The organism is Streptomyces sp. NPDC020490 (genome assembly GCF_044335305.1).
Taxonomy (GTDB): Bacteria; Actinomycetota; Actinomycetes; order Streptomycetales; family Streptomycetaceae; genus Streptomyces.
The window spans coordinates 14,569-37,501 of sequence record NZ_JBIRUY010000036.1; the positions used below are offsets into that span (position 1 = coordinate 14,569).

20 protein-coding genes and 1 pseudogene are annotated in these 22,933 nt (G+C 72.5%); 19 read left to right on the top strand and 2 right to left on the bottom strand.

Going from position 1 to position 22,933, the window contains the following annotated elements; all coding sequences use genetic code 11:
- The first annotated feature begins 213 nt into the window (after window positions 1-213).
- The 12 genes from ACH4ZX_RS30975 to ACH4ZX_RS31030 all read left to right on the top strand — a co-directional run bounded on the left by ACH4ZX_RS30975 (window position 214) and on the right by ACH4ZX_RS31030 (window position 11,053).
- Window positions 214-1,479 carry a beta-ketoacyl-[acyl-carrier-protein] synthase family protein gene (locus tag ACH4ZX_RS30975; protein ID WP_398279944.1) on the top strand — a complete coding sequence of 422 codons (1,266 nt, stop codon included), beginning with the start codon at window positions 214-216 and terminating at the stop codon, window positions 1,477-1,479.
- Complete coding sequence (locus ACH4ZX_RS30980) at window positions 1,476-2,333, top strand: MaoC/PaaZ C-terminal domain-containing protein (RefSeq protein WP_398279947.1); 858 nt, start codon at window positions 1,476-1,478, stop codon at window positions 2,331-2,333. Before ACH4ZX_RS30975 ends, ACH4ZX_RS30980 begins: the two co-directional genes overlap by 4 nt.
- A complete protein-coding gene (locus tag ACH4ZX_RS30985; protein WP_398279950.1) occupies window positions 2,330-3,844 on the top strand; it encodes an AMP-binding protein in 1,515 nt (504 codons plus the stop codon). Before ACH4ZX_RS30980 ends, ACH4ZX_RS30985 begins: the two co-directional genes overlap by 4 nt.
- Window positions 3,845-3,950: 106 nt before the next feature.
- Complete coding sequence (locus ACH4ZX_RS30990; protein ID WP_398279952.1) at window positions 3,951-4,214, top strand: acyl carrier protein; 264 nt, start codon at window positions 3,951-3,953, stop codon at window positions 4,212-4,214.
- 3 nt (window positions 4,215-4,217) lie between these two features.
- Window positions 4,218-5,249 (top strand): hypothetical protein, encoded by a 1,032-nt coding sequence (locus tag ACH4ZX_RS30995; protein ID WP_398279955.1) that lies wholly within the window; start codon window positions 4,218-4,220, stop codon window positions 5,247-5,249.
- Window positions 5,242-6,084, top strand: a complete 843-nt coding sequence (gene trpA, locus ACH4ZX_RS31000; RefSeq protein ID WP_398279958.1) for a tryptophan synthase subunit alpha — start codon at window positions 5,242-5,244, stop codon at window positions 6,082-6,084. The genes ACH4ZX_RS30995 and trpA overlap by 8 nt, the downstream gene beginning before the upstream one ends.
- Window positions 6,081-6,455, top strand: coding sequence for an ectoine synthase (locus tag ACH4ZX_RS31005; protein ID WP_398279961.1), 375 nt, complete (start codon window positions 6,081-6,083; stop codon window positions 6,453-6,455). The genes trpA and ACH4ZX_RS31005 overlap by 4 nt, the downstream gene beginning before the upstream one ends.
- 91 nt (window positions 6,456-6,546) lie before the next feature.
- On the top strand, window positions 6,547-7,692 hold the full coding sequence (locus tag ACH4ZX_RS31010) for an acyl-CoA dehydrogenase family protein (RefSeq protein WP_398279964.1): 1,146 nt from the start codon (window positions 6,547-6,549) through the stop codon (window positions 7,690-7,692).
- Window positions 7,689-8,570 carry an N-(5'-phosphoribosyl)anthranilate isomerase gene (locus ACH4ZX_RS31015; RefSeq protein ID WP_398279967.1) on the top strand — a complete coding sequence of 294 codons (882 nt, stop codon included), beginning with the start codon at window positions 7,689-7,691 and terminating at the stop codon, window positions 8,568-8,570. The genes ACH4ZX_RS31010 and ACH4ZX_RS31015 overlap by 4 nt, the downstream gene beginning before the upstream one ends.
- Window positions 8,567-9,409, top strand: coding sequence for an indole-3-glycerol-phosphate synthase (locus ACH4ZX_RS31020; protein WP_398279970.1), 843 nt, complete (start codon window positions 8,567-8,569; stop codon window positions 9,407-9,409). The genes ACH4ZX_RS31015 and ACH4ZX_RS31020 overlap by 4 nt, the downstream gene beginning before the upstream one ends.
- A complete protein-coding gene (locus ACH4ZX_RS31025; protein WP_398279973.1) occupies window positions 9,406-10,338 on the top strand; it encodes an alpha/beta hydrolase in 933 nt (310 codons plus the stop codon). Before ACH4ZX_RS31020 ends, ACH4ZX_RS31025 begins: the two co-directional genes overlap by 4 nt.
- A gap of 118 nt (window positions 10,339-10,456) precedes the next feature.
- Window positions 10,457-11,053 (top strand): DUF1772 domain-containing protein, encoded by a 597-nt coding sequence (locus tag ACH4ZX_RS31030; RefSeq protein WP_398279976.1) that lies wholly within the window; start codon window positions 10,457-10,459, stop codon window positions 11,051-11,053.
- A 341-nt stretch (window positions 11,054-11,394) separates the two neighbouring features.
- Here ACH4ZX_RS31030 and ACH4ZX_RS31035 read toward each other — a convergent pair whose 3' ends face one another.
- Window positions 11,395-12,819, bottom strand: a complete 1,425-nt coding sequence (locus tag ACH4ZX_RS31035) for a pre-peptidase C-terminal domain-containing protein (RefSeq protein ID WP_398279979.1) — start codon at window positions 12,817-12,819, stop codon at window positions 11,395-11,397.
- A 330-nt stretch (window positions 12,820-13,149) separates the two neighbouring features.
- Between ACH4ZX_RS31035 and ACH4ZX_RS31040 the strand changes: the two genes are divergently transcribed.
- The 5 genes from ACH4ZX_RS31040 (at window position 13,150) to ACH4ZX_RS31060 (ending at window position 18,485) form a co-directional block, all read left to right on the top strand.
- Window positions 13,150-14,097 (top strand): ABC transporter substrate-binding protein, encoded by a 948-nt coding sequence (locus tag ACH4ZX_RS31040; protein WP_398279982.1) that lies wholly within the window; start codon window positions 13,150-13,152, stop codon window positions 14,095-14,097.
- A 2-nt stretch (window positions 14,098-14,099) separates the two neighbouring features.
- Window positions 14,100-15,062 carry an amino acid ABC transporter permease gene (locus ACH4ZX_RS31045; RefSeq protein WP_398279985.1) on the top strand — a complete coding sequence of 321 codons (963 nt, stop codon included), beginning with the start codon at window positions 14,100-14,102 and terminating at the stop codon, window positions 15,060-15,062.
- Window positions 15,063-15,070: 8 nt separating this feature from the next.
- A complete protein-coding gene (locus tag ACH4ZX_RS31050) occupies window positions 15,071-15,823 on the top strand; it encodes an amino acid ABC transporter ATP-binding protein (RefSeq protein WP_398280109.1) in 753 nt (250 codons plus the stop codon).
- Window positions 15,820-17,037, top strand: coding sequence for a M20 family metallopeptidase (locus tag ACH4ZX_RS31055; protein ID WP_398279988.1), 1,218 nt, complete (start codon window positions 15,820-15,822; stop codon window positions 17,035-17,037). The genes ACH4ZX_RS31050 and ACH4ZX_RS31055 overlap by 4 nt, the downstream gene beginning before the upstream one ends.
- 158 nt (window positions 17,038-17,195) lie before the next feature.
- Window positions 17,196-18,485: a cyanophycinase gene (locus ACH4ZX_RS31060; RefSeq protein ID WP_398279991.1), complete on the top strand. Its 1,290-nt coding sequence runs from the start codon at window positions 17,196-17,198 to the stop codon at window positions 18,483-18,485.
- 142 nt (window positions 18,486-18,627) lie between these two features.
- On the opposite strand, the gene ACH4ZX_RS31065 is transcribed toward ACH4ZX_RS31060, so the two are convergent.
- Window positions 18,628-19,503, bottom strand: coding sequence for a MurR/RpiR family transcriptional regulator (locus ACH4ZX_RS31065; protein ID WP_398279994.1), 876 nt, complete (start codon window positions 19,501-19,503; stop codon window positions 18,628-18,630).
- A 600-nt stretch (window positions 19,504-20,103) separates the two neighbouring features.
- On the opposite strand from ACH4ZX_RS31065, the pseudogene ACH4ZX_RS31070 reads away from it, so the two are divergent.
- Window positions 20,104-20,496: pseudogene (locus ACH4ZX_RS31070) on the top strand (Fur family transcriptional regulator); the annotation flags it as partial.
- A 154-nt stretch (window positions 20,497-20,650) separates the two neighbouring features.
- Window positions 20,651-22,849, top strand: a complete 2,199-nt coding sequence (katG, locus tag ACH4ZX_RS31075) for a catalase/peroxidase HPI (RefSeq protein WP_398280112.1) — start codon at window positions 20,651-20,653, stop codon at window positions 22,847-22,849.
- The last annotated feature ends 84 nt before the right edge of the window (window positions 22,850-22,933 follow it).

Genomic DNA, 22,933 nt, shown 5'->3' on the forward strand with positions numbered 1-22,933 from the left:
GCCGTGGGCCCGGACCCGGAACCCCGAGTCGCACCCCGAGGCCGCGACCCCGGGGTGCGAACCGGGGCCGTGCCCCGGGGGCGTACTGACCCGACGCCGCGCCGGACCCGGGCGGACCCCGCCGGGCGACCGCCGCGGAGCGGCGGGGAACTGGCCGTGCCTGCTTGCTCCGATGCGCCCGAGGCCACCGGAGAGGGAAGGAGAGAACAGACCATGCGTACTCCGGCGGGACGTCCCGCCCGATCCGACGTGGCCATCAGCGGCATGGGCGTCGTCACCCCGGCCGGCTGCACCACCGAGGAGCTGTGGACCGCCGTCTCGGCCGGCCGCTCCCTCGCCGCCGACCTCACGCACTTCGACACCGAACAGCACCGCATCCGCATCGGCTGCCGCGTGCGCGGCCTCACCGATCACGAACGGAACCACCCCTGGCAGCGGGTGCTGGCGAGCAAGGCCGCCCAGCGGCTCGACCCCTTCGCCCGGTACGGACTCGCCGCTGCCCTGGCCGCTTACGCCGACGCCGGGCTCCCCGAGGCCACCGCCGCCCGCTGCGCGATCGTGGTCGGCAACGCCGTCGGTGGGCGCACCACCAGCGACCTGGAGTCCGTGAACTTCGCGGATCGCGGCCCCCAGGGGGTCCGCCCGCTGATGCCCCTGATGACGATGCCCAACGCCGCCGCCGCACAGATCGCCCTCCAACTGGGCTGGCACGGCCCGGCCCTCACGGTCAGTACCACCTGCGCCAGCGGCGCCGACGCCATCGGCCTGGGGGCGGCCATGGTCCGGGACCACCGCGCGGACCTCGTGATCGCCGGGGGCTGCGAGGCAACCCTCACCCCGATCACCCTCGCCGGCTTCGGCAACCTCAACGCCGCCTCCACCCGCACGGACGCCGCGACCGCGTGCCGACCCTTCGACGAGAGCCGGGACGGCTTCGTCATGGGTGAGGGAGCCGCCTTCGTGGTCCTGGAGCGGGCGGAGGACGCCCGGGCCCGGGGCTCCCGCCTCCACGGCCTTGTCGCCGGGTACGCCGCCACCTCCGACGCGTACCACCTCTCCGCCCCGCGCCCCGACGGCGCCTTCGCCGCCGAAGCCATGTCCGGCGCCCTCACCGATGCCGGGCTCGCCCCCGCCGACATCACCCACGTCAATGCCCACGGCACCGCCACCGTGCACAACGACCGCGCCGAAGCCGCCGCACTGAGCAAGGTCTTCGGGTCGTACGGGCCTCCGGTGACCGCCAGCAAGGGGGTCATCGGACACCTCATCGGAGCGGCCGGGGCCGTCGAACTCGTCGTCGCGGTCCTGTCGATGAACGCGGGCGCGGTGCCGCCCACCGCCAACCACACACGAACGGAGCCCGGTATGGAGATCGACGTGGTCCATGGCGCTCCGCGGCCCGTCGCCCACGGCCCCGCGCTGACCAACTCCTTCGGATTCGGCGGCCACAACAGCAGCCTGGTGGTGACCCCCGCGTGACTCTCCCCGGACCCCTCCTCGATCCCACCGCCCCGCCGTTCGACGCGGCGGCCGCCCATCACTACCGCACGGTGACGCGCCAGGCCCTCGGCCGGGCGGCGCCCGCCCGACCCGACGCGGGGCCCCTCGCCGCCTTCGTCCTCACCCATCCGCTCGCCGAACGCACCGTCGCCGGCCTCGCCGCCGGACACGGCCCGTACTCCCTGGTCCACCTCGCCCAGGAGATCGAGCTGTACGCGCCGCTGCTGCCCGGCAGCGCCGTCGGCGCCCGCGCCGAGGTGCTCGGGGCCCGAGCCGAACCCAAGGGCACCCGCCTCGCCCTGCGCACCCGCCTCACCGACCGGGAGGCCGGGACCGTGCTCGCCGACCTCACTGCCCACATCCTGCTGGCCGGCATCCGCGCCACGGAGCCGCACGGCGCCCTCGCCACGGCCCCCGCGCCCCGCCAGGAGGCGCCCGGAACGGCGCTGAGCCACGCCGTCGCGATCGACCGGGAGTGGATCGCCCGCTACGGCGAGGCCGCCGGGGACCTCAACCCCGTCCACCTCGACCCGTCCGCCGCCCGGGACGCGGGCTTCCCCGACGTCATCGCCCACGGGGTGGCGCTGGTCTCGCTGGCCGTCGAGGAGATCGCCGAGCGGTACGCCGACGGGCACGCCGACCGCGTCCGGGCGCTCGGCGCCCGCTTCGCCCGCCCGGTGCACCCCGGCACGGACACGTCCCTCGAACTCATCCCGCCGTCCACGCCGCCCGGCCCCGGAGACACCGTCCTGTTCACCGTCCGCTCCCAGGGCGCCGCCGCCGTCAAGGGCGGCTGGGTGCGGCTGGGACCCGCAGAGGGAGGGCACCGATGACCGACCGACACGGCGAGACCGCCGATGCCGTCCTGCGCTGGGCCGAGAAGACCCCTGACGCCCCCGCCCTGTGGTGGAACGGCACCGCCACCACCTACCGTGAGCTGGCCGACGAGGCCGCCGCCGCCCACGCCCGCCTCGCGGAGCGCGTCCCGGCCGGCGCCACGCTCGCGGTCCTCGACGCCAAGGCGCCCCGGACCGTCGCCACCGTCCTGGCCTGCCTCGCCTCCGGCCGCCCCGTCCTGCTCCCCTCGCCCACGCTGCCGCCCGACCACCTCGCCGCCGTGACCGCCGAGGCGGGCTGCCGGTACGCCCTGGCGGGGGAGACCATCACACCCCTGACCCCGCAGTCCGGCGACGCCCGGAAGCGGGCCGTTCCGCCGGGCACCGGCTTCGTCCTGACCACCTCCGGCTCCACCGGAACGCCCAAGGCCGTCCCCCTGCCCCACGACGGTGTGGACGCCTTCACCCGCTGGGCCGCCGAAGCCTTCGGCATCACCGCGGGCACCCCCGTTCTCAACTACGCCCCGCTCAACTTCGACCTGTGCCTCCTCGACGTGTGGACCACCCTCGCCCACGGCGGCCAGGTGGTGCTCGTGGACCCGGCGGTCGCCGCCAGCGGCCCCCGCCTGCTCGGCCTGCTGCGCGCCCACCCCGTCGAGGTGGTCCAGGCGGTGCCGCTCTTCTACGCGCTGGTCTCCGCCGCCGCGCGGGCCGAGGGCGGCGGCCCGCTGGGAACCGTCCGCCACGCGGTCTTCACCGGGGACGTGATGCCCGAGCAGACCCTCGCCGACCTCATGGCCCTCGCCCCGGGCGCGCGGCTGCACAACATCTACGGCTGTACCGAGACCAACGACAGCCTGATCCACGAGGTCGCCCGGGACCGGCCGCTGCTCTCCCCGCCACCGCTTGGCCGCCCGCTCCCGGGCGTGCGCATCCGGCTGCGGGGCTCGGAGGGCCGCCTCGTCACCGGCCCCGGCCGGGGCGAACTGGAGGTCTCCACGCCCTTCCAGAGCACCGGCTACCCCGACCGGCGGCGCACGGCCGAGAAGTTCATCACCGACCCGGCCGACGGCCCGGGCGGCGGGGCGCGCTGGTTCCGTACCGGCGACCTGGTCGAGGCCGACGCCGACGGGGTCCTGCGGCTCGTCGGACGCCTCGACCACCAGGTGAAGATCCGGGGTGTCGCCGTCAACACCGCCGAGGTCGAGCAGGTGATCCTCGACCACCCCGACGTGGAGGAAGCCGGGGTGACCACCCTGCCCGACCCCGTCGAGGGCCGGCGCCTGGTCGCCGTGGTCCGGCTGAAGCGCGGCTCCACCGCGACCAGCCTCGACCTCAAGCGCCACTGCGCCGCCCGGCTGCCGCGCGGGTCGGTGCCCGGCACCCTCGTCCCCGTACGCGAGCCCCTGCCCCGTACCAGCACCGGGAAGGTGGACCGCCGGACCCTGGCCGCGATGCGCCCCGCCGCGCCCCAGGTGCCGGCCGCGCCGGTCGGCGACAGGCCCTGACCGCTCGCGTACACGGGCACGTCCCGCACGGACACGCCGTATCCGCGTGCCCGTACCCGCACCTCCGTACGACACCTCTGTACGAATCCTCGCCAAGGAGCACCTCGTGAGCAACGCCGACCAGATCAGCGAGTACATCGTCCGGGAGTTCCTGCCCGACCTCACCCCCTCCCAGCTGCCGCACGACCAGGACCTCCTGGGCGACGGCGTCATCGACAGCCTCGGCGTCCTCAAGCTGATCGCCTGGGTCGAGCACCACTTCCGGCTCGCCGTCGGCGACACCGACCTCGACCCGGACAACTTCCGCAGCGTCCAGGCCATCGACGCCTATGTCGCCCGCTCCCAGGGCGCCTCCGTCACGGGCGGCTGAGCAGTGCACCCCGCCCTCGTCCCGCTCGTCGACCGGCGGGCCCCGGCCGGCGTGGACCACTGGGACGCGCTGTGGCAGGCGCTGGCCGACCAAGCGCTGGATCGCGCCGACGTCCTCGCCCTGCTGGCCTCGCTCACCGCGGCGCTCCCCGACGGCCCGAGCCTGCTCGCGCTCCTCGACTCGCTGGACCGGCGCCGCCCGGCCCCGCCGTCCCCGCCCTGGCCCCGCACCGTCAACGTGGTGGGCACCGGAGGCGGTCCCCCGACCGTCAACCTCTCCACAGCGTCCGCCCTGCTGGCCGCCGCCACCGGCGTCCGGGTCGTCAAGTCCGGTTCGCGCGCCCACACCGCGCGGACGGGCTCGGTCGACCTCCTCGACCGCCTCGGCGTCCCCCTCACCTCCTCCCCCGACCACACCGCCGACCACCTGGCCGCGCACGGCATCGCCTTCACCGGCTCCTTCGTCTACCCCGGCCAGCTCGCCCGGCTCGCGCTGATCGCGGTCCCCACCCCGATGCGGGTCTTCGGCCGCTTCCTCAACACCCTCGGCCCCTTCCTGGCCGCCGTCCCCGTGGCCGCCCAGGTCACCGGGGTCTCCGCGACCGAACCCCCGCCCCCGCTCCGCACCCTGGCCGCCCGGCCCGGAGGCCCCGTGACCTGGCTCATCACCAACCCCGCAGGCGCCGACGAACTCCTCAGCGTCACCGACAACACGATCCATCTCCCGAGAGGCGGCACGCGCACGCTCCGGGCGGGCGAACTGGTCCCCGCCGAGGGCACTCTCGACGACCTCGCCCCCGTCTCCCGGGAAGACGTGACCGACCACTTCCGGACCGTCCTGGCCGGCCGGGCGGGCGCGCCGCTGCGCGCCACCCTCCAGCTCAACGCCGCCGCGCTCGCCGTAGCCTCCGGCCACCGCGACGACTGGGCCACGGCCGTCGCCGAAGCGGGCGCCGCGCTCGACGACGGGGCCGCGCTCGGACTGCTGGAACGCCTCACCAGGACCCGCGCGCGAGGACGGAGCCGCGTTGCCTGAGTTCACCCGGGGGTTCTTCGGCGAGGCCCGGGCCCGCGCCGAACTGGGCCTGGCCGTCTTCCTGAACGCCGGGGACCCGCCCCTGCCCGTCCTCAAGGACTTCGTCGCCATGCTCGACGAGTCGGACGTCGACTGCCTCGAACTGGCCGTCGCCTTCCCGGACTCGCCCACCGACGGGCCCGTCGTACGGCGCTCCGCCGACCGGGCGCTCGCCGAAGGCGTGGGCCTCGCCGAGACCCTGGCCTTCGTCGCGGCCGTACGGTCCTCCCTGAAACGCCTGCGCATCGCCCTGCTCGCCGACTGGAGCCACAGCCTCCGCACCGCGCCGCCAGCCGGTTACGCGCGGGCCGTGGCGGACAGCGGCGCCGACGCCCTGCTCGCCCACGGCCTGCCGCCCCGGCTGCGTCCCGCCCACCACGAGGCGCTGCACGAGGCCGGACTGCCCGAGGTCACCACCTGTTACCCGGCGAGCGCCCCCGCCACGATGACCGAGGCGGCGGCCCATGCCACCGGCTACCTCTACCTGGTCGCCCGCTACGGACGCAGCGGCGGCGGCACGCCCTCCGCCGGCCACGCCGGACTGGCCCCGGTCGTCGCCTCCCTGCGCGACCTCGCAGCTTCCCCGATAGCCGTCGGCTTCGGGGTGTCGACCGCCGAGGATCTCGCCTCCGTCGCACTGAGCGGCGCGGACGCGGCGATCGTCGGTACCGCCGGAGTGGCGGTGGTGGAGCGGGCCCTCGAGACCGGGGTGGACCCGGTCGACGCCTACCGCTCCTTCACCGCCGCCCTCGGCCGTCCCACCACAGCCCCCACGTCCAGAGGAGGACACCAGTGATCATCCGCAAGCTCGAGAGCGTCAAGACCGTCGAGTGGGGCAACGGCCTCAGCCGCCGCTTCATCCTGGACGCCGACGGCCTGGGTTACAGCGTCACCGACACCACCGTCCGGGCCGGGACCAAGTCCCGGCTGCAGTACCGCAACCACCTGGAGACCTGCTACTGCATCGAGGGCTCCGGGGAGGTCGTCGAGCTCGACGGCACCAGCCACCCGCTGGCGCCGGGCGTCCTGTACTCGCTGAACAACCACGACCCGCACTACCTGATCGCCTCGCCCGACGAGGACCTGCGGCTGGTCTGCGTCTTCGCCCCCGCGCTCCAGGGCGACGAGGTCCACAACCTCGACGAGAACGTCTCGTCGGCCTATTAGCGGACCCGTTCAGCGGGCGACCAGTCGTCTCGTCTCCCCCCGTCCACAACCGGCCGAGGCCACCCCCACGGCCCGTACGGAAGGCTCAGCAGTGAGGCACCGCAACGCAGATCAGCAGGCGCTGTGCGCAGGCATGGCCCGGTGGGGCAAGGCCCTGAGCGAAGGACACGTCGAGGCGGACGCGCGGTCCGCCTTCGACCCGGCCCGGTGGCGGCTGGCGAGCGAGAGCGGCGTTCTGGGGCTGCCCTTCCCCGAGCGGTGGGGCGGCGCCGGACAGTCCCTCGTCACCACCCTCCACGTCCTGGAGACCCTCGGCGAGACCTGCCGGGAGACCGGTCTCAGCTTTTGCGTGACGACCTCGATGGCCAGCACCGGGGTGCCGCTCGACGCCTTCGGCACGGACGCTCAGCGGGAGCGCTTCCTGCCGGGCATCTGCTCCGGGGAGCTGATCGGCGCCCACGCCATCACCGAACCCGACAGCGGCTCGGATGCGATGGCGATGACCACCCGGGCCGAGCGGGACGGCGCGGACTACCTGGTCACCGGCGGCAAGGCGTTCGTCAGCAACGGCCCGATCGCCGACGTCTTCGTCGTCTACGCCCGCACCCACCCCGACGGCGGTCCGCTCGGGACCACCGCCTTCCTCGTCGAACGCGGTACGCCCGGCCTCTTCGTGGGCGAGCCGACCGCCAAGATGGGACTGCGGACCGCCCCGTTGTCCACCCTGCACCTCGACGGCTGCCGGGTCCCGGCCGACCGCGTCCTCGGCCGGGTCGGCGGCGGGCTCCTCGTCCTCGACCACGTGATGAAGCGCGAGATCCTCTTCGGCTTCACCGTCGGCCTGGGCGAGATGCGCCACCGGCTGGAGCGCGCCGTCGCCCACGCGCGCGAACGCCGCGCCTTCGGCCACCCCATCGGCGACTACCAGGCGGTCTCGCACCGCGTGGTCGACATGAAGATTCGCACCGAGACCGCCGCCAAGTGGCTGTACGACACCGCCGAGCGGCTCACGGCGGGGGAGGACGTCACCGCCGACCTCGCCATCACGAAGATCCTCGCCAGCGAGGCCGCCCTGTCCACCAGCCTCTCGGCGATCCGCGTCTTCGGCGGCGGGGGCTACCTCTGCGAGGTCGGCCTCGAGAAGGACCTGCGCGCCGCCGTCGCGGGCACCCTCTACTCCGGCACCAACGACATCCAGTACAACCGGATTGCCTCGACCCTGGGACTCGGGGGATGAGCGTCCCGCCCCCGGCCGGCCCGCCGCCCGCGCCCCGGCCGCTGCTGAAGGTGTGCGGGGCGACCCGTTCCGAGGAGGCCGCCGCCGTCGGCGCCCGGGCCGATCTGGTCGGCCTCTGGTACGGCGTCGAGGGCGGTGCCCACGACCTGCCCGACGCTGCCGTGCCCGAGCTGGCCGACGCCGTCCGCGCCGGGGGCCGGGCGGAACCGGTCCTCGTCACCTTTCTGCACGACGCCGACCGGCTGGCGCGGGTGGCCCGGGCCGCCCGCGTCCGCTGGCTCCAGCTCCACGCCTACCAGCCGCCCGGAGCCGTCGCCGCCCTGCGCACCGCTCTGCCGGACGCGACCCTTGTCAAGGCCGTGCACGTCCTCGACGGGCGCTGCGTCGAACGCCCCTTCCTCGGGGCCTACGCGCGGGCGGGCACCGACCTGTTCCTCGTGGACGCCGCGACCCCGGGCGGCGGAGTCGGCAGCACCGGCCACCGCCTCCCGCCCGGGGCGCTGGAGCCGTTGCTGCCCGCCCTCGGGCTGCCCTTCCTGCTCGCCGGGGGCCTCACCGAGGCCGACGCGGCGCGGGGCCCGGCCCTCGGGGCGCACCCCGGCTTCCGTGGCGTGGACGTGGACAGCGCCGCCCGGGGCGACGACGGGCTGTTGAGCGCCCACCGGGTCGCCGCCCTGGACCGCGCCTGGACGGGGCCGGACAGGGGAGCGGGCAGCCCGCTGGGGATCCGCGTCGGGGCCGGTCCGGGCACTGCTCGGTCCGGTACGGCCGGATCACGCGGACCCGCCCCGGTCCGGACGGCTCACCCGGCGTGGGCGCCCGGTCCCACGGGGACGCCCCGCCGGCACCCAACCACCCTGCGAGGGAATCCGACATGACCCGGCATCTGCCCTTCCTCTCCGCGCTCCTCGGCGCCGAGCGCCCCTTGATCATGGAGGTGAAAGCCCGCGACGCGCACGGGGGCGACCTGCTGCGGGGCCGCGCCCCCGGCGACCTGGCCGCAGCCTACGAGCGGGCCGGTGCCCCGTGCGTCTCCGTCGTGACCGGCCGGTGGTTCGGCGGATCGGCCGCCATGCTGGCGGAGGTCACCTCCCGGGTCCGCGTCCCGGTACTGCTCAAGGACTTCGTCACTCGCCGCGACCAGATCGCCGGCGCGGCCGCCGCGGGTGCCTCGGCGGTGCTCCTGACGGCCGCGCTGCTGCCGCGCGAGTCGCTGCACGGCCTGGCACGGGAGTGCCAGGAGCACGGCCTCACCCCCTTCGTGGAGGTCACCCGCGCCGAGGAGGCGGTCGGCCTGCCCGACCCGCACCGCTGTGTCATCGCGGTCAACAACAAGGACATCGTCACCAAGGAGCGCGACGCGGGAGACCTGGACCGCAGCCGGGCGCTGCTGCCCGCGGTACGGGCCGCAGGCACCCTCTGCCCGGTCAGCGCCGGCGCGGTCAGCGGTCCGGAGGCCGCGGCCGGGCTGCTGGCGGAGGGGTACGCCGCCCTGCTCGTCGGGACGGCGCTCCTGCGTGCGCCCAGCGTGGAGGCGTGGCTGCACGCGTTCGACGCCTGCCGAGCCGGGGCCGTCGTGCCGGGGACGAGGCCCTTTCCGGCGGCCGCCTCCGAACCCCCCTCGCCGCTGGCGCCCCTGCCCACCGCCCGGCCCGCTCCGGCCGAGCCGCTGCCCCCGGCCGGTTCCGGAGCCGAAACAGAAGGAGCGCCGGTGTGAACGCCGCACCCATGGAGACCGTCGCCACCGACGGCGTGGAGCGGATCACGCTGGGACGCGGCCGCCACCGGCTCGGCGCCTGGCGGGCCGCCCCCGCCACCGGCAGCCCCCGGTCCGTGCTCGTCGCGATACACGGCCGGGCGATGTCCCCGGGTTACTTCGCCGGGCCGGTCGCCCCGCGCACCTCCCTGCTCGCTCTCGCCTCCTCCCTCGGCCACACCGTCCTCGCGGTCGAGCGGCCCGGTTACGGCCTCTCCCGCTCGTCCCTCCCGCTCGGGCTCCCGCTGGCCGACCAGGCCCGCCTGCTGCGCCGGGCGCTCGCCGACTACGCCGAACTCCACCCGGTGGGGGCCGGGTTCCTCCTGCTCGGCCACTCCGACGGCGGCAAGACCGCCCTGCACCTGGCGGCGGGCGAGTTGTGGGGCGAGGACCCGGCCGAGCGCCTGCTCGGACTCGACCTCAACGGCTGCGGCTGGCACTACTCGTCGGCCGCCGTCCACTTCCCCGACACCCTGGGCGGCGGCGCCGGCGAGCTCAACTGGGGCCCGCTGCGGCTCTATCCGGGCGGTACGTTCCGCGCCAGCCGCGCCCTGCTCCGCGAGGTCCCGGCCGTCGAGGAGGCCGAGACGGCCCACTGGCCCGCCCGCTTCCCGGGCGCCGCGGCCCGGGTGCGCTGCCCCGTGCGGCTCACCTTCGGGGAGCACGAGGGCTGGTGGTGCCTCGACCGGGCCGAACTGGCCGCCGTGGCCGCCTGCTTCACCCGGACACGCCCGCCCGTGGTCGAACTCGTACCTGAGGCGGGCCACAACCTCAGCCTCGGACTGGCCGCCCCCCTCTACCACTTGCGTGCGCTGGCGTTCCTGGAGGAGTGCCTGACGACCGTGCCGGTCCCGGGCCGGCGACGATCGCGTATGCGCCCGAGCGTGTGAAACATGGACCACACGTCCCTCCGCTTGTTGGGATTCCCCTGAGCGGTGCGGACGGTGCCTCGCCCGCGCACCGTCCGTCAGCAGCCGGGAGAGCCCGCCCGAACGATAGGACAGCAACGTGAGCCAGTACCCTGCCCCCAGCCCCGCACCGTGGGCACGCCCCGGCCACCCGCCCGTATCCCCGCCGCCGGGCCGTGACCGGGCCCTCTGGCCGCTCCTGGTGGCCTCTGTCGTCTGCACCGGTCTGATGGCCGGGCTGTTCTTCGCCTACGACATCTCCGTCATGCCCGGCCTCGCGGAACTGGACGACCGCACGTACGCGGCGGCCATGCAGCGCTTCAACGCGGTGATCGACGGCAGCGCGCTGTTCGGCCTGATCTTCCTCGCCACGCTGGGCCTCACCGTCGTCGCAGCGATCCGGGCCTTCCGGAGGAGACAGCGCGCGGTCGCCGTCCCGCTGGTCGTCGCGGCCGCCTGTTACCTGGCGGTGCTCGTGATCACCGTCGCGGTCAACCTTCCGCTCAACGCCGATCTGGCGGCGCTCGGGAGCCACCCGGCCACAGCCAAGGACCTCCCGGCGGTGATCGAGGACTTCAAGTCGGTCTGGGTGCCGGTGAATGTCGTCCGGACCGTGCTGTGCGTGCTGAGCCTCGGTGCGCTGTGCTCCGCCCTGCTCCAGTACGGCCGCGCGACCGCGCCCTTCCCGCCGGTGTGACTTCCACCCGGCTGATCTGACCGGTGCGACCGTCCGGTCCCGGTCCCCTCCTCCAGGAGGCGGGGACCGGGGTCGGGACAGTCCGCCCGCCGGGCAATGTGATGAAGGGGCGGCAGGAAGAGCCGCCCGCTGTGCCCGGGAATTCAGCCGACCCGAATTCCGGGCTTTTCGCTGGGCAGAAGTCTCCGAAGAACATTCCCTTTTCGTCTCGTGCTCACGCTCGCGGATCGCTTCTCTCGTGTCCGCGGCACAGGCGGCGCGTTCCCTGACCGGCGTTCGTGCGGGGCAGGGTGCCGTCCGGGGATTTGGGACGGCGTCGGTCGGAGAATCCCGCGCTTCGGTCAGCTCTTGGTCAGCGTGCAGGTGTATTGGGCGGTTCCGCTGCCGCTGTAGGCCTCCACGTCGATGTAGTAGGTGCCGGTGCCGGAGGCGGTTCTGGTCAGGCTGAGGGCCTCGTCGGTGCCGGCGCCGTCGTTGACGGACCGTTCGAGGGTGCTGCCGGCCGAATCCAGCAGGTACAGGTCGGCGTCGTAGGCGGAGGGGACGGCGCAGTTCGCGGACAGGGTCTGGCCCGTGTTCAGGCTGACCTTGAAGTAGTCGCTGTCGGTCGTGGACTTCATGTTCCCGGTGACGGATCCGGGAGATGTCAGGACGGTGGCGTCGTCGGCCGTGCCCCGGGTGTCGTTGGGTTCGCTCTCGGCGAGGGTGCTGCCGTTCGGGGGAGTGCAGTCCGTGAGGGGTGTGCCGGTGTAGAGATCGGGGTCGGGAACGCCGTTGGTGACGCTGCGCAGGTAGTAACCGCAGGTGGGCCGGTTCTTGAAGTCGAACGTCGACGCGGGGGTCAGGCGCCAGATCTTGAAGCCGGAGTAGGTCAGCGGTTTGCGGTCGACGGCCTGCTCGGGCTGGTGGTCGCCGAGGACGACGTAGGCGTCCTTGCCGTACTGGGTGGCCGTCCCGTCGCGGTCGATGAACAGCGAGCCTCCTTCCTCGACGCCGACGCCCCAGGCGGCGCCACCCGGGGTGAGGCCGTCCTTCACCGCCCGGGCGACGAAGGCCATGGTGCGGCCCATGCGGTCACGGGTGACGAAGTGGGAGTCGTTGATGACTCCGCCGTAGTTCGGCCACTCGAACATGCCCGTGGTGAAGGTGATGCTCCGGTCGTAGGGGTTTGCCAGCGCCTCGGTGCTGGTGACGCTTCCGTTGCAGGCGTCGTAGACGACGGGGCTGTTGATGTGGTGGCCGGCGCTGCCGCCGCCGGAGCCGCCGCCCTTGGCGACGACGGACTCGACGGACGCCTCGAGTGCGGTGCCCTTCCAGGCGGCGTACCTGCACTGGTCCCCGCCTGCGAAGTACACGAACTCGGCGTTGCGGACGTCGGTGTTGACCTGGCTGTTGCCGGCGTCGCCGGCGGTGGTGAGCGTCCAGGTGGTGCAGGAGTTGACGCCCGCCAGGGTCATGATGGTGTCGCACTCGGGGGTCTTGCTTCCCGAGGTCGGTGCCGAGCCCGCCAGGACGACGACGTCCAGGCTCCCGGTGCCGCCGCGGATGTCGTCGACGGCTCTCGCCATCGAGGCCGGCACGACGCCGCCGGAGCCGTTCATGGTGAACGCCGGTCCGTTCCAGGAGGTCCGGCTGACGTCCGAGGCGCTGCCCAGCCGGATCCGGTCAGCCGCCGCGTGGGCGGGCTGCTGCACGGTGAGTGCTGTGGTCACCGCGGCCAGAGCGACGGCTATCGGCGCGGCCTTGCGTGAAAGACGTGACGTCATCTGCGCTCCAGTTGTCAGGGTGCGGCACCGCAGGCGGGGGTGTGGCCGAATCAGCACCGGCACGGCGCTGCACGGGTTGGTAGCGGAACATACAAGACGGCACGCTCGACGAGAAGCTGTAAGACAGAAATCGATCACGGACAGGCGTACAGCAGGGGACGGTGCGGTGCGAACAGGGGCAAGCGCACCCGGAAACGGTCGGCGTGACCCCGTTACGTGAACGTAACGTGAGATACATCTAGCCAGACGAATGGCTTGTCTGTAACGTCGCTGTCGTGGCCGGCGGGCCAGGTTCCGCCGGCGAGGAATCCCCCGAGAGGTCCGACCGCGATGAACGCTCGTCCCGCCCACCGCGCAGCGGCCGCCGCTGCGGCGGCCGCCGCCCTTGTGTCCCTCTCCGCCTGCGGAGGTGGCGACAGCTCCGCTCCCGCGGCGGCCGGCAAGGTCACCGTCGCCGGTGTGGAGATCAAGAAGGACCGGGCCCTGCACGACCTGCTGCCGCAGCGGATCAAGGAGGCCGGCAAGGTCAGGGTCGCCACCGACGTGCCCTACCCGCCCTTCGAGATGTACGTGAAGGAGGGCGAGAGCGCGATGACCGGCCTGGACTACGACCTGGGCCAGGCGATCGGCGGGAAACTCGGCGTGACCTTCGCCTTCGCCCCGCAGAAGTTCGACGGCATCGTCCCCGCCATCCAGGCCGGCAAGTTCGACGCCGCGATGTCGGCCATGACCGACAACAAGGAGCGCCAGCAGGTCGTCGACTTCGTCGACTACTCGCAGTCGGGCTCCGGCATCCTGGTCGCCGACGGCAACCCGGACAAGATCACCACACTGGACGACCTGTGCGGGCGCAAGGTCGCCGTCCAGGCCGCGACCAACCAGCTCGACCTGCTGAAGGGCCGCCAGGCGGCCTGCTCGAAGGCGGGCAAGGGCAAGATCGACATCCAGACCTTCCCGAAGGACTCCGACGCCCAACTGGCCCTGCGCTCGGGCAAGGTCGTCGCCCAGGTCCTCACCAAGCCCGCAGCCGGCTGGGTCGCGAAGACCGCCGACGACGGCAAGGTGTTCGATCTCGTCGATGACCCCGCGGCGCCCGGCGGCTACAACGCCTCGCCCAACGGCATCGCCGTCAGCAAGCAGCAGCCCGAGCTGACGAGCGCCATCCAGAAGGCGCTCCAGTCCCTCATCGACGACGGCACCGTCACCAAGATCTACGACAAGTACGGTGTGGCATCGATCGCCGTCAAGGAGGCCACCAGGAACGCGGCGGTGGACTAGGCATGATCGATACCACTTCCGCCCCCGGCACCGCTCGCAGCGGTCACCCCGGCGCATCCGACCTGGAAGTCGTCCCGGTGCGCAACTACGGCCGCTGGATCGCTGCCGCCGTCTCGCTGCTCGCCCTGGCCGGTCTGGTCGGTTCGCTCGCCCGCAACGACAACCTGCACTGGGACGTCGTCGGCCACTACGTCTTCGCGCCCCTCGTCTTCGACGGCCTGGGCACCACGCTCTGGCTGACCGCGGCCGCCATGGCACTCGGCCTGGTCCTCGGCACCCTGATCGCCGTCATGCGGTTGTCCGCCAGCCCCGTGCTCTACGGCCTGGCCACCGCCTTCGTCTGGGTCTTCCGCGGCACCCCGCTGCTCGTGCAGATCATCTTCTGGGGGTACGCGGCCGCACTCTACAAGTACGTGAAGATCGGCATCCCCTTCACCGACATCACGTTCTTCCAGGCCGAGACGAACACGCTGCTGACCCCCGCGATCGCGGCCCTGCTCGCTCTGGGTCTCAACGAAGCCGCCTATGCCTCGGAGATCGTCCGCGCCGGCATCCAGTCCGTCGACCCCGGTCAGGCCGAAGCCGCGCACTCGCTGGGCATGCGTCCCGCGCTCACGATGCGCCGGATCGTCCTTCCCCAGGCGATGCGCGTGATCATTCCCCCCATGGGCAACGAGACCATCAACATGCTCAAGATGACGGCCCTGGTCTCGATCATCTCCGCCCATGACCTGATGTCCAACATCCAGGACGTCTACGCCCAGAACTACCAGGTCATCCCCATGCTGGTGGTCGCCAGCCTGTGGTACCTCGCTCTCGTGACCCTCCTCAGCCTTCCCCAGGCGTGGCTGGAGCGGCGTTACGGGCGCGGCACCACGCGCGCCGGACACGCCTCCCCGTTCCGGCGCATGCTCGGCGGTGCGGTGGATCGGATCGGCAAGAGCAGCAAGGAGCAGAGCCGATGAGCACACCCATGGTGCGTGCCGAAGGTGTCCGCAAGCACTTCGGCAGGCTGGAGGTGCTCAAGGGCATCGACCTCACGGTGGAACGCGGTCAGGTCTGCTGTCTTCTGGGCCCCTCCGGTTCCGGCAAGTCCACCTTCCTGCGCTGCATCAACCACCTGGAGAAGGTCGACGGCGGCAGGCTCACCGTCGACGGGGAACTGGTCGGATACCGGCAGCACGGCAACAGGCTGCACGAACTGCGCGAGCGGGAAGTCGCCGAGCGCCGACGGCACATCGGCATGGTCTTCCAGCGGTTCAACCTCTTCCCCCACATGACAGCCCTCGAGAACGTGATGGAAGCCCCCGTCAAGGTCGCTTCCGTCGCCAGGGACGAAGCCCGGGAGCAGGCCCGCCGGCTGCTCGAACGGGTCGGTCTGGGCGACCGCGCCCACCACTATCCGGCAGAGCTGTCCGGCGGGCAGCAGCAGCGTGTCGCCATCGCCCGCGCACTCGCCATGCGTCCCAAGCTGATGCTCTTCGACGAGCCGACCTCCGCCCTCGACCCCGAGCTCGTCGGTGACGTACTGGACGTCATGCGGCAGCTCGCCGCCGACGGCATGACCATGGTCGTCGTCACCCACGAGATCGGTTTCGCCCGCGAAGTCGGCGACACCGCCGTCTTCATGGACGAAGGCGTGGTCGTCGAATCCGGCGACCCCCGTCAGGTCCTCGTCGACCCGGAGCAGGAGCGCACCCGCGCCTTCCTGTCCAAGGTCCTGTGAACGCCCCTGCCCGTCAGCGGCAGTCGGCCACGGAACTGCTCGACCTGGCCCGGGCTCACCGGTCCCGCTACCTGCTCGATCTCGAAGAGCTCGTCGCCATTGACTCGGGGTCCTACAGCGCCGAAGGCGTCAACAAGGTCGCCGACTGGGTCGAGCGCCGCCTGAACCGTATCGGGTTCGACGTCGAACGCGTCCGCCTGCCGCGGACCAGCGGCGGCCACCGGTCCGGCGACGCCCTGGTCGGCCGCAAACGCGGGACCCTCTCCGAGACCGACGGCGGCCGCCGGATCATGCTCGTCGGTCACATGGACACCGTCTTCGAGGACGGGACTGCCGCCGCTCGCCCCTTCCGCATCGACGGATCCATCGCCTTCGGACCCGGGGTGAGCGACGACAAGGGGGGCCTGCTCGCAGGCCTCACCGCCCTGGAGATCCTCGACGAGCACGGCACCGACGCCTTCGCCGAGCTGGTCTTCCTCGCCACCCCCGACGAGGAGATCGGCTCACCGGCCAGCCGCGGCCTGATCGAGCGCACGGCCGACGGCATGCACTATGGTCTGGGCCTCGAATGCGCCCGGGAGAACGGCGACCTCGTCATCGCCCGCAAGGGTGTCGCCGACTTCCGTCTCACCGTCACCGGCAGAGCGGCCCACGCCGGCATAGAGCCTGAGCGCGGCGCCAACGCCGCCCTCGCCGCGGCCCACCTGGTCGTCGCCCTCCAGGCCCTCAACGGCCGCTGGGACGGCGTCACCGTCAACGTCGGCGTGATCCGGGCAGGCACCCGAGCGAACATCGTCTGCCCCGAGGCGGAACTCCGCATCGAAGTCCGAGCGGCCACCACGGCCGACGTCGAGCGTGTCAAGCGGGCCGTTCAGGAAGCCGCCGACCATCCTGCGATCCCCGGCGTCAGCGTCGCGGTCGAGCAGCTCGACCTCTGCCCGCCCATGGAGGACACCCCCGCGTCACGTCGCATGCTCGACCGCGCCCTGCGAGCGGCTGAGGCGGTCGGCGTGGAATTCGGCGCCGCGGCCACCGGCGGGGTGGGCGACGCCAACCTGATCGCCGGCAGGGGGGTGCCGATCCTGGACGGCCTCGGCCCCGTCGGAGGCGCCGACCACACCCCTCAGGAATGGCTCGACATCGCCGGCGCCCCCCAGCGCATCGCCGTACTCGCCGCACTCATCGCCTCCCTCGGGGACGCCAGAAGCACCTGAACCGTCCCCTGCCGAGCCGGTGGTGAGCGGCCTCACCCACCTCGTGCGTCGCGCCACGGCCCGGCGGCTCCCTCCGTCCCTCCCGTCCGAGCGGATCGGGCCCCTGCCTCGCCCGGAGGCAGGGGCCCGATCACCCGCATCCCACCCATGGAGACACCATGCGCGCACCAACCGACCCCGCACGTCGCACCGTCCTCGCGTGCGGCATCGCCGTCGCCCTGCTCGCCGCGGCGCCCGCCGCCCATGCCGGGCCCGAGCGCACCGGCGGCAACGCGGGCTCCCTCGTTCTCATCGGCGGGGGGCTCAAGGAGGACAACTCCGCCGTCTACGGCGAGATCGTCAAGCGGGCCGGCGGCCCCGCGGCCCGCATCGGTGTCATCACCGCGGCCTCCGTTCCGGAGAGCCAGGACCCGAACGCCGGCGACCCGGACCGGTGCAGCAACTCGGCCTGCAACGGCGCCTACTACGCCGGCCTGTTCAAGCGGTACGGCGCGGCCGAGGCCCAGTGGATACCCCTCGACATCGACCACGTCTCCAACGCCGACTCGGACGCCGTCGTCGCCCAGGTCGAGTCCATGACCGGATTCTTCTTCGGCGGCGGAGACCAGTACCGCTACATCACCACTCTCCTGCACGGCGACAAGCACACGGACTCCAAGGTCCTCGCCGCCATCCGCGCCAAGCTCGCACAGGGAGCCGTGATCTCCGGATCCTCCGCCGGCGCCCAGATCGCCTCCGGTCCCGACATGGTCAGCGGCGGCGAATCCTACGAGGGGCTGCGCGACGGCAGCGCCCCCGGCTACTTCGACGACCCCACCCGGCTCGGCTACATCCCCCAGGGCGGTTTCGGGTTTCTCACCTCCGGGCTCATCGACACCCACACCGGAGCCTACGGGCGCGAAGGCCGGGCCTTCCGGCTGGCCGCCGACACCGGACACGACCGCGTCTACGCCCTGGAGGAGAACACCGCCCTGGTCGTCGACAACCCGGGAGGCCCCCGCGAGCGGATGAGCGTCCTCGGCCCCAACGGCGTCGCCGTCCTGGACCTGCGCCAGGCCCGTGTGCACTCCGGAGCCGAAGGCTGGAGCATGCGCGGGGCCCGTTACACCTACCTCACCCAGCAGGACCGCTACCACCCGCACACCTGGTCGGCCTATCCGGCCTCGGACAAGCACCGCCTGCGGGCCACAGGCACCGCCGCGGTGCCCGCCAACGGCGACGTCTTCCGCTCCGCGTCCAACCCCGACGGCACACCGTATTCCTTCCGCACCACGGCCCGGGCCCTGGCGGCGACACGCGCTCAGGACACCGCGACCGCCACCACTTTCGAGACCGATCCCCGCTTCACCGTCACCTTTGCCAAGACCAGGGGATTCAGCGCCTGGACCGGCGACGGCGCCACGCCCCAGACGCTGATCGACCTGCGGATCGGCATCGCACCCCGATGACCGGCCCGGCGGAGCCGGCCCGCAGACCGGCTCCGCCGGCCGCCCTCGGTGATGACGCACACCGGCAATGAGGCAGAGCGAGTGGACCGGGCGCCGGGTCAAGCCCGTGACCGGCGAGCCCCGGAAGTCCGCTGTGGCCGGATCACAGCAGGCCGGTGCGCCGCGCCACGCCTTCGGCCCGCTTCATCCTCTCGTGTCCGTCGCTGCCGATCCGGTCGAGGACGGCAGCGATCAACACCTCTATGAGAGCCAGCGCCGGGGTGAGACCGTCGTACGGAGAGCCGGAGGTGACCTGGGTGATGAGGACGACGTCCGCGTGCGCGGCCGCCGGGGAGAGCCAGGGGTCGGTGAAAACGATGACCTTTCCCCCGCGCTCACGGGCCAGCTCCGCGATGAGCGTCTTGTCCGTCTCGTATCGGCGGTAGTCGAAGAGGACGGTGACATCACGGCGGGCGAGCTGGCTGAGGAAGGACGTCCGCTCCACAGCCCTGGCAGGCAGGAATCCCACCTGATCACGGAACTGCGTCAGGTGCAGCCCCAGATACTCGGCCAGCAGGTGCGTGAACCTGCCTCCGGCGAGGTGCACGCGGCGCCGGGGGTCGCTCAGGAGACTCACCGCGTCCTCGAACTCGTGCGGGGCCACCTCGTTGAAGGTCTGGGAGACGGCCTGCTGCAGGAGCGCCAGGTGCTCCCCGAGCCGGGGGGCGGCATCCTCCGGGCCGCCGGTCGCTTCCCGCTGCGCCGATCCCGCGCTCTCGTACAGGGCGATCGGCGAGGCGTTGCGCGCGTCGAGTTCGGCTCGCAGAGCCGCCTGCAGGTCGGGAAACCCTTTGAAGCCCAGCCGGGACGCGCAGCGCAGCACTGTGGGGGCCGAGACCGCGGCGCGTTCCGCGATCGTGGCGACGGTCTCGAAAGCCGCTGCGGGGTATCCGGCCAGCAGGACCCTCGCGACCTTGCGTTCGGCCGGACTCAGATCTCCGAGCCGGCTGCGGATCTGGTCGGCCAGGGTGGGGGCCATGAATGTCCTTCCTGCGGCGGGAGCCGCCGTTCACGGCCGGCCGCAGCCGCTCATCGGGCGGGCGTCCCGTCGGTTGCGCGAAGCTCCAGTTTCAGATCGTTGAGACTTGTCGTAAATGTATCAGATGTTACGGGCCGGGGATTGATCACACGGCAGTGACCGCGACGGCTGAGATCCGCCGCGCGTCGTGCACCGTCCGTCCGTCTGGCGCACGCCCCCGAGTTCGCCGGCGAGCGGCCGCGACGCTCCAGTGCCGGTCGGGGCGGCGCGTGAGCAGGGCAGGCGCGAGTTCGCGTCCGAAATCCCCGCGTCGGCGTCCGTCGGCGACCCGCACGTCCAGCACGCGTCCGGCCCGGCGGGCGCCGTGGGTGCGGAAACGCGGCAGGCCGGGCTCGGCGCGACGCCGGTCACGGAGCGCACTCCGAACGTGACGCACCGCTGCTTGAGCGCCGGCGCCGCGGGGAAGGCATGCCCTCGTCGAGCCGGCCGGCGTGCCCCGCGTCTACCGTCGATCTTCAACTTGATCTCTTCCAGAACTTGATTGGTTCCAGGAAAGGGACAAGACTGCGGCTTGTGACCGCGACCACGGACTTCGAGCGCATGTTGCGAGCGGCCGCCCTGCGGGTGACGCGCCCTCGGGTGGCGGTGCTGTCCGCGGTGCACGGTCATCCGCACGCCGACACGGACTCGATCACCCGTATCGCGCGTGAACACCTCGGCGCGGTGTCCCACCAGGCCGTATACGACGTGCTGCGGGTGCTGACCGCGGCCGGTCTGCTGCGGCGCATCGAGCCGCCCGGCTCCGTCGCGCGCTACGAGGCGCGGGTCGGGGACAACCACCACCACCTCGTGTGCCGGTCCTGCGGGGTCATCGCCGACGTCGACTGCGCCGTCGGCACCGCGCCCTGCCTGACCGCCTCCGACGATCAGGGCTTCGTCGTCGACGAGGCCGAGGTCGTCTACTGGGGCCTGTGCCCCGACTGCTCCACCGGTTCCACCGGGCCCACCGGTTCCACCCGTTCCACCGGGCCCACCGATTCCACCCGTCCCACCGATCGCACCCGTTCCACCGCACCGGTTACTGAGCACACTCTTTGATCCATGGAGGATTCCCGTGGCCGACAGTCCTGACGCCGTAGTGGGAGAGATGAACGACGAGAGCGCGGGAGGCTGCCCGGTCCACGCCGGACGCTTCAGCCACCCGACCGAGGGCGGAAGCAACCGTGACTGGTGGCCGAACCAGCTCAACCTCGCGATTCTCCGCAAACACTCCTCCGCGTCCGATCCGATGGGCGGCGACTTCGACTACGCCGCCGAGTTCCAGAGCCTCGACCTCGACGCCCTGGCCAGGGATGTCGACGAGGTGCTGACCACCTCGCAGGAGTGGTGGCCGGCCGACTTCGGCCATTACGGGCCGCTGATCATCCGCATGGCCTGGCACAGCGCGGGCACGTACCGCGTCCACGACGGCCGCGGCGGCGCCGGCGCCGGCATGCAGCGGTTCGCGCCGCTCAACAGCTGGCCCGACAACGCCAACCTCGACAAGGCGCGCCGTCTGCTGTGGCCGGTGAAGAAGAAGTACGGCCGCAAGATCTCCTGGGCCGACCTGATGATCTTCGCGGGCAACCGTGCCCTGGAGACCATGGGCTTCAAGACCTTCGGCTTCGGCGGCGGCCGGGCCGACGTCTGGGAGCCCGACGAGGACGTCTACTGGGGTCCCGAGCGCACCTGGCTCGGCGACGAGCGCTACAGCGGCGACCGTGAGCTGGAGAACCCGCTGGCCGCCGTCCAGATGGGCCTCATCTACGTCAACCCGGAGGGCCCGAACGGCAACCCGGACCCGGTCGCCGCGGCCCGCGACATCCGTGAGACGTTCCGCCGCATGGCGATGAACGACGAGGAGACCGTCGCGCTCATCGCGGGCGGCCACACCTTCGGCAAGACCCACGGCGCCGGCCCCGCCGACGCCGTCGGCCCCGAGCCCGAGGCCGCGCCCCTGGAGGAGCAGGGCCTGGGCTGGAAGAGCAGCTACGGCAGCGGCAAGGGCGGCGACACGATCACCAGCGGCCTCGAGGTCACCTGGACGCCGACCCCGACGGCCTGGGACAACAGCTTCTTCGAGACGCTGTTCGGGTACGAGTGGGAGCTGTTCGACAGCCCCGCCGGCGCCAAGCAGTGGCGGCCGAAGGACGGCGCCGGGGCCGGCACCGTGCCGGAGGCCCACGACCCGTCGAAGAAGCGCGAGCCGCGGATGCTCACCACGGACCTCTCGCTGCGCTTCGACCCCGTCTACGAGCAGATCTCCCGGCGTTTCCTGGAGAACCCGGACCAGTTCGCGGACGCCTTCGCCCGCGCCTGGTTCAAGCTCACGCACCGCGACATGGGCCCGATCCAGCGCTACCTCGGCCCGCTGGTGCCGCAGGAGACGCTGGTGTGGCAGGACCCGATCCCGGCCGTCGACCACGAGCTGGTGGACGCCGGCGACGTCGCCGCGCTCAAGGACCAGATCCTCGGCTCGGGCCTGTCCGTCGCGCAGCTGGTGTCCACCGCCTGGGCGTCGGCCTCGTCCTTCCGCGGCAGCGACAAGCGCGGCGGCGCCAACGGCGCCCGCATCCGCCTCGCCCCGCAGCGGGAGTGGGAGGTCAACGACCCCGACACCCTGGCCACGGTGCTGAGCACCCTCGAGGGCATCCAGGAGTCCTTCAACTCCTCGCAGACCGGCGGCAAGAAGATCTCGCTCGCCGACCTGATCGTCCTCGCCGGCTGCGCGGGCGTGGAGCGGGCCGCCAGGAACGCGGGCTTCGACGTCCAGGTCCCGTTCACCCCGGGCCGTACGGACGCCTCGCAGGAGCAGACGGACGTGGAGTCCTTCGCGGAGATGGAGCCGACCGCGGACGGCTTCCGCAACTACCGCGGCAAGGGCAACCGACTGCCGTCGGAGTACCTCCTGCTCGACCGCGCGAACCTGCTCACGCTGACCGCGCCCGAGACGACGGTCCTGGTGGGCGGCCTGCGCGTGCTGGGCGCCAACCACCAGGGCTCCCAGCTCGGCGTGCTCACCTCGACGCCCGAGTCCCTGACGAACGACTTCTTCGTCAACCTGCTCGACATGGGCATCGAGTGGAAGCCGGCGACCGAGGACGCGGAGACCTTCGAGGGCCGGGACCGTGCCACGGGCGAGCTGAAGTGGTCCGGCAGCCGCGTCGACCTGGTCTTCGGCTCGAACTCCGAGCTGCGCGCCGTCGCCGAGGTCTACGCCAGCGACGACGCGAAGGAGAAGTTCGTCAAGGACTTCGTCGCCGCCTGGGACAAGGTCATGAACCTGGACCGGTTCGACCTGGCCTGATGCCTCGACCTGGCCTGATGCCTCGACCTGGCCTGATGCTCGACCTGGCCTGATCCGCACCGTCCACACCGCGCGTCGACACCG

Excerpts from the sequence above, each read along its gene's own strand:
- ACH4ZX_RS31060 (WP_398279991.1), top strand. The coding sequence starts at position 17,196 with ATGCGCGCACCAACCGACCCCGCACGTCGCACCGTCCTCGCGTGCGGC.
- ACH4ZX_RS31035 (WP_398279979.1), bottom strand. The coding sequence starts at position 12,819 with ATGACGTCACGTCTTTCACGCAAGGCCGCGCCGATAGCCGTCGCTCTG.
- katG (WP_398280112.1), top strand. The coding sequence starts at position 20,651 with ATGAACGACGAGAGCGCGGGAGGCTGCCCGGTCCACGCCGGACGCTTC.
- ACH4ZX_RS30985 (WP_398279950.1), top strand. The coding sequence starts at position 2,330 with ATGACCGACCGACACGGCGAGACCGCCGATGCCGTCCTGCGCTGGGCC.
- ACH4ZX_RS31015 (WP_398279967.1), top strand. The coding sequence starts at position 7,689 with ATGAGCGTCCCGCCCCCGGCCGGCCCGCCGCCCGCGCCCCGGCCGCTG.
- ACH4ZX_RS31045 (WP_398279985.1), top strand. The coding sequence starts at position 14,100 with ATGATCGATACCACTTCCGCCCCCGGCACCGCTCGCAGCGGTCACCCC.
- ACH4ZX_RS30975 (WP_398279944.1), top strand. The coding sequence starts at position 214 with ATGCGTACTCCGGCGGGACGTCCCGCCCGATCCGACGTGGCCATCAGC.
- ACH4ZX_RS31020 (WP_398279970.1), top strand. The coding sequence starts at position 8,567 with ATGACCCGGCATCTGCCCTTCCTCTCCGCGCTCCTCGGCGCCGAGCGC.
- ACH4ZX_RS31040 (WP_398279982.1), top strand. The coding sequence starts at position 13,150 with ATGAACGCTCGTCCCGCCCACCGCGCAGCGGCCGCCGCTGCGGCGGCC.
- ACH4ZX_RS31065 (WP_398279994.1), bottom strand. The coding sequence starts at position 19,503 with ATGGCCCCCACCCTGGCCGACCAGATCCGCAGCCGGCTCGGAGATCTG.
- ACH4ZX_RS31050 (WP_398280109.1), top strand. The coding sequence starts at position 15,071 with ATGGTGCGTGCCGAAGGTGTCCGCAAGCACTTCGGCAGGCTGGAGGTG.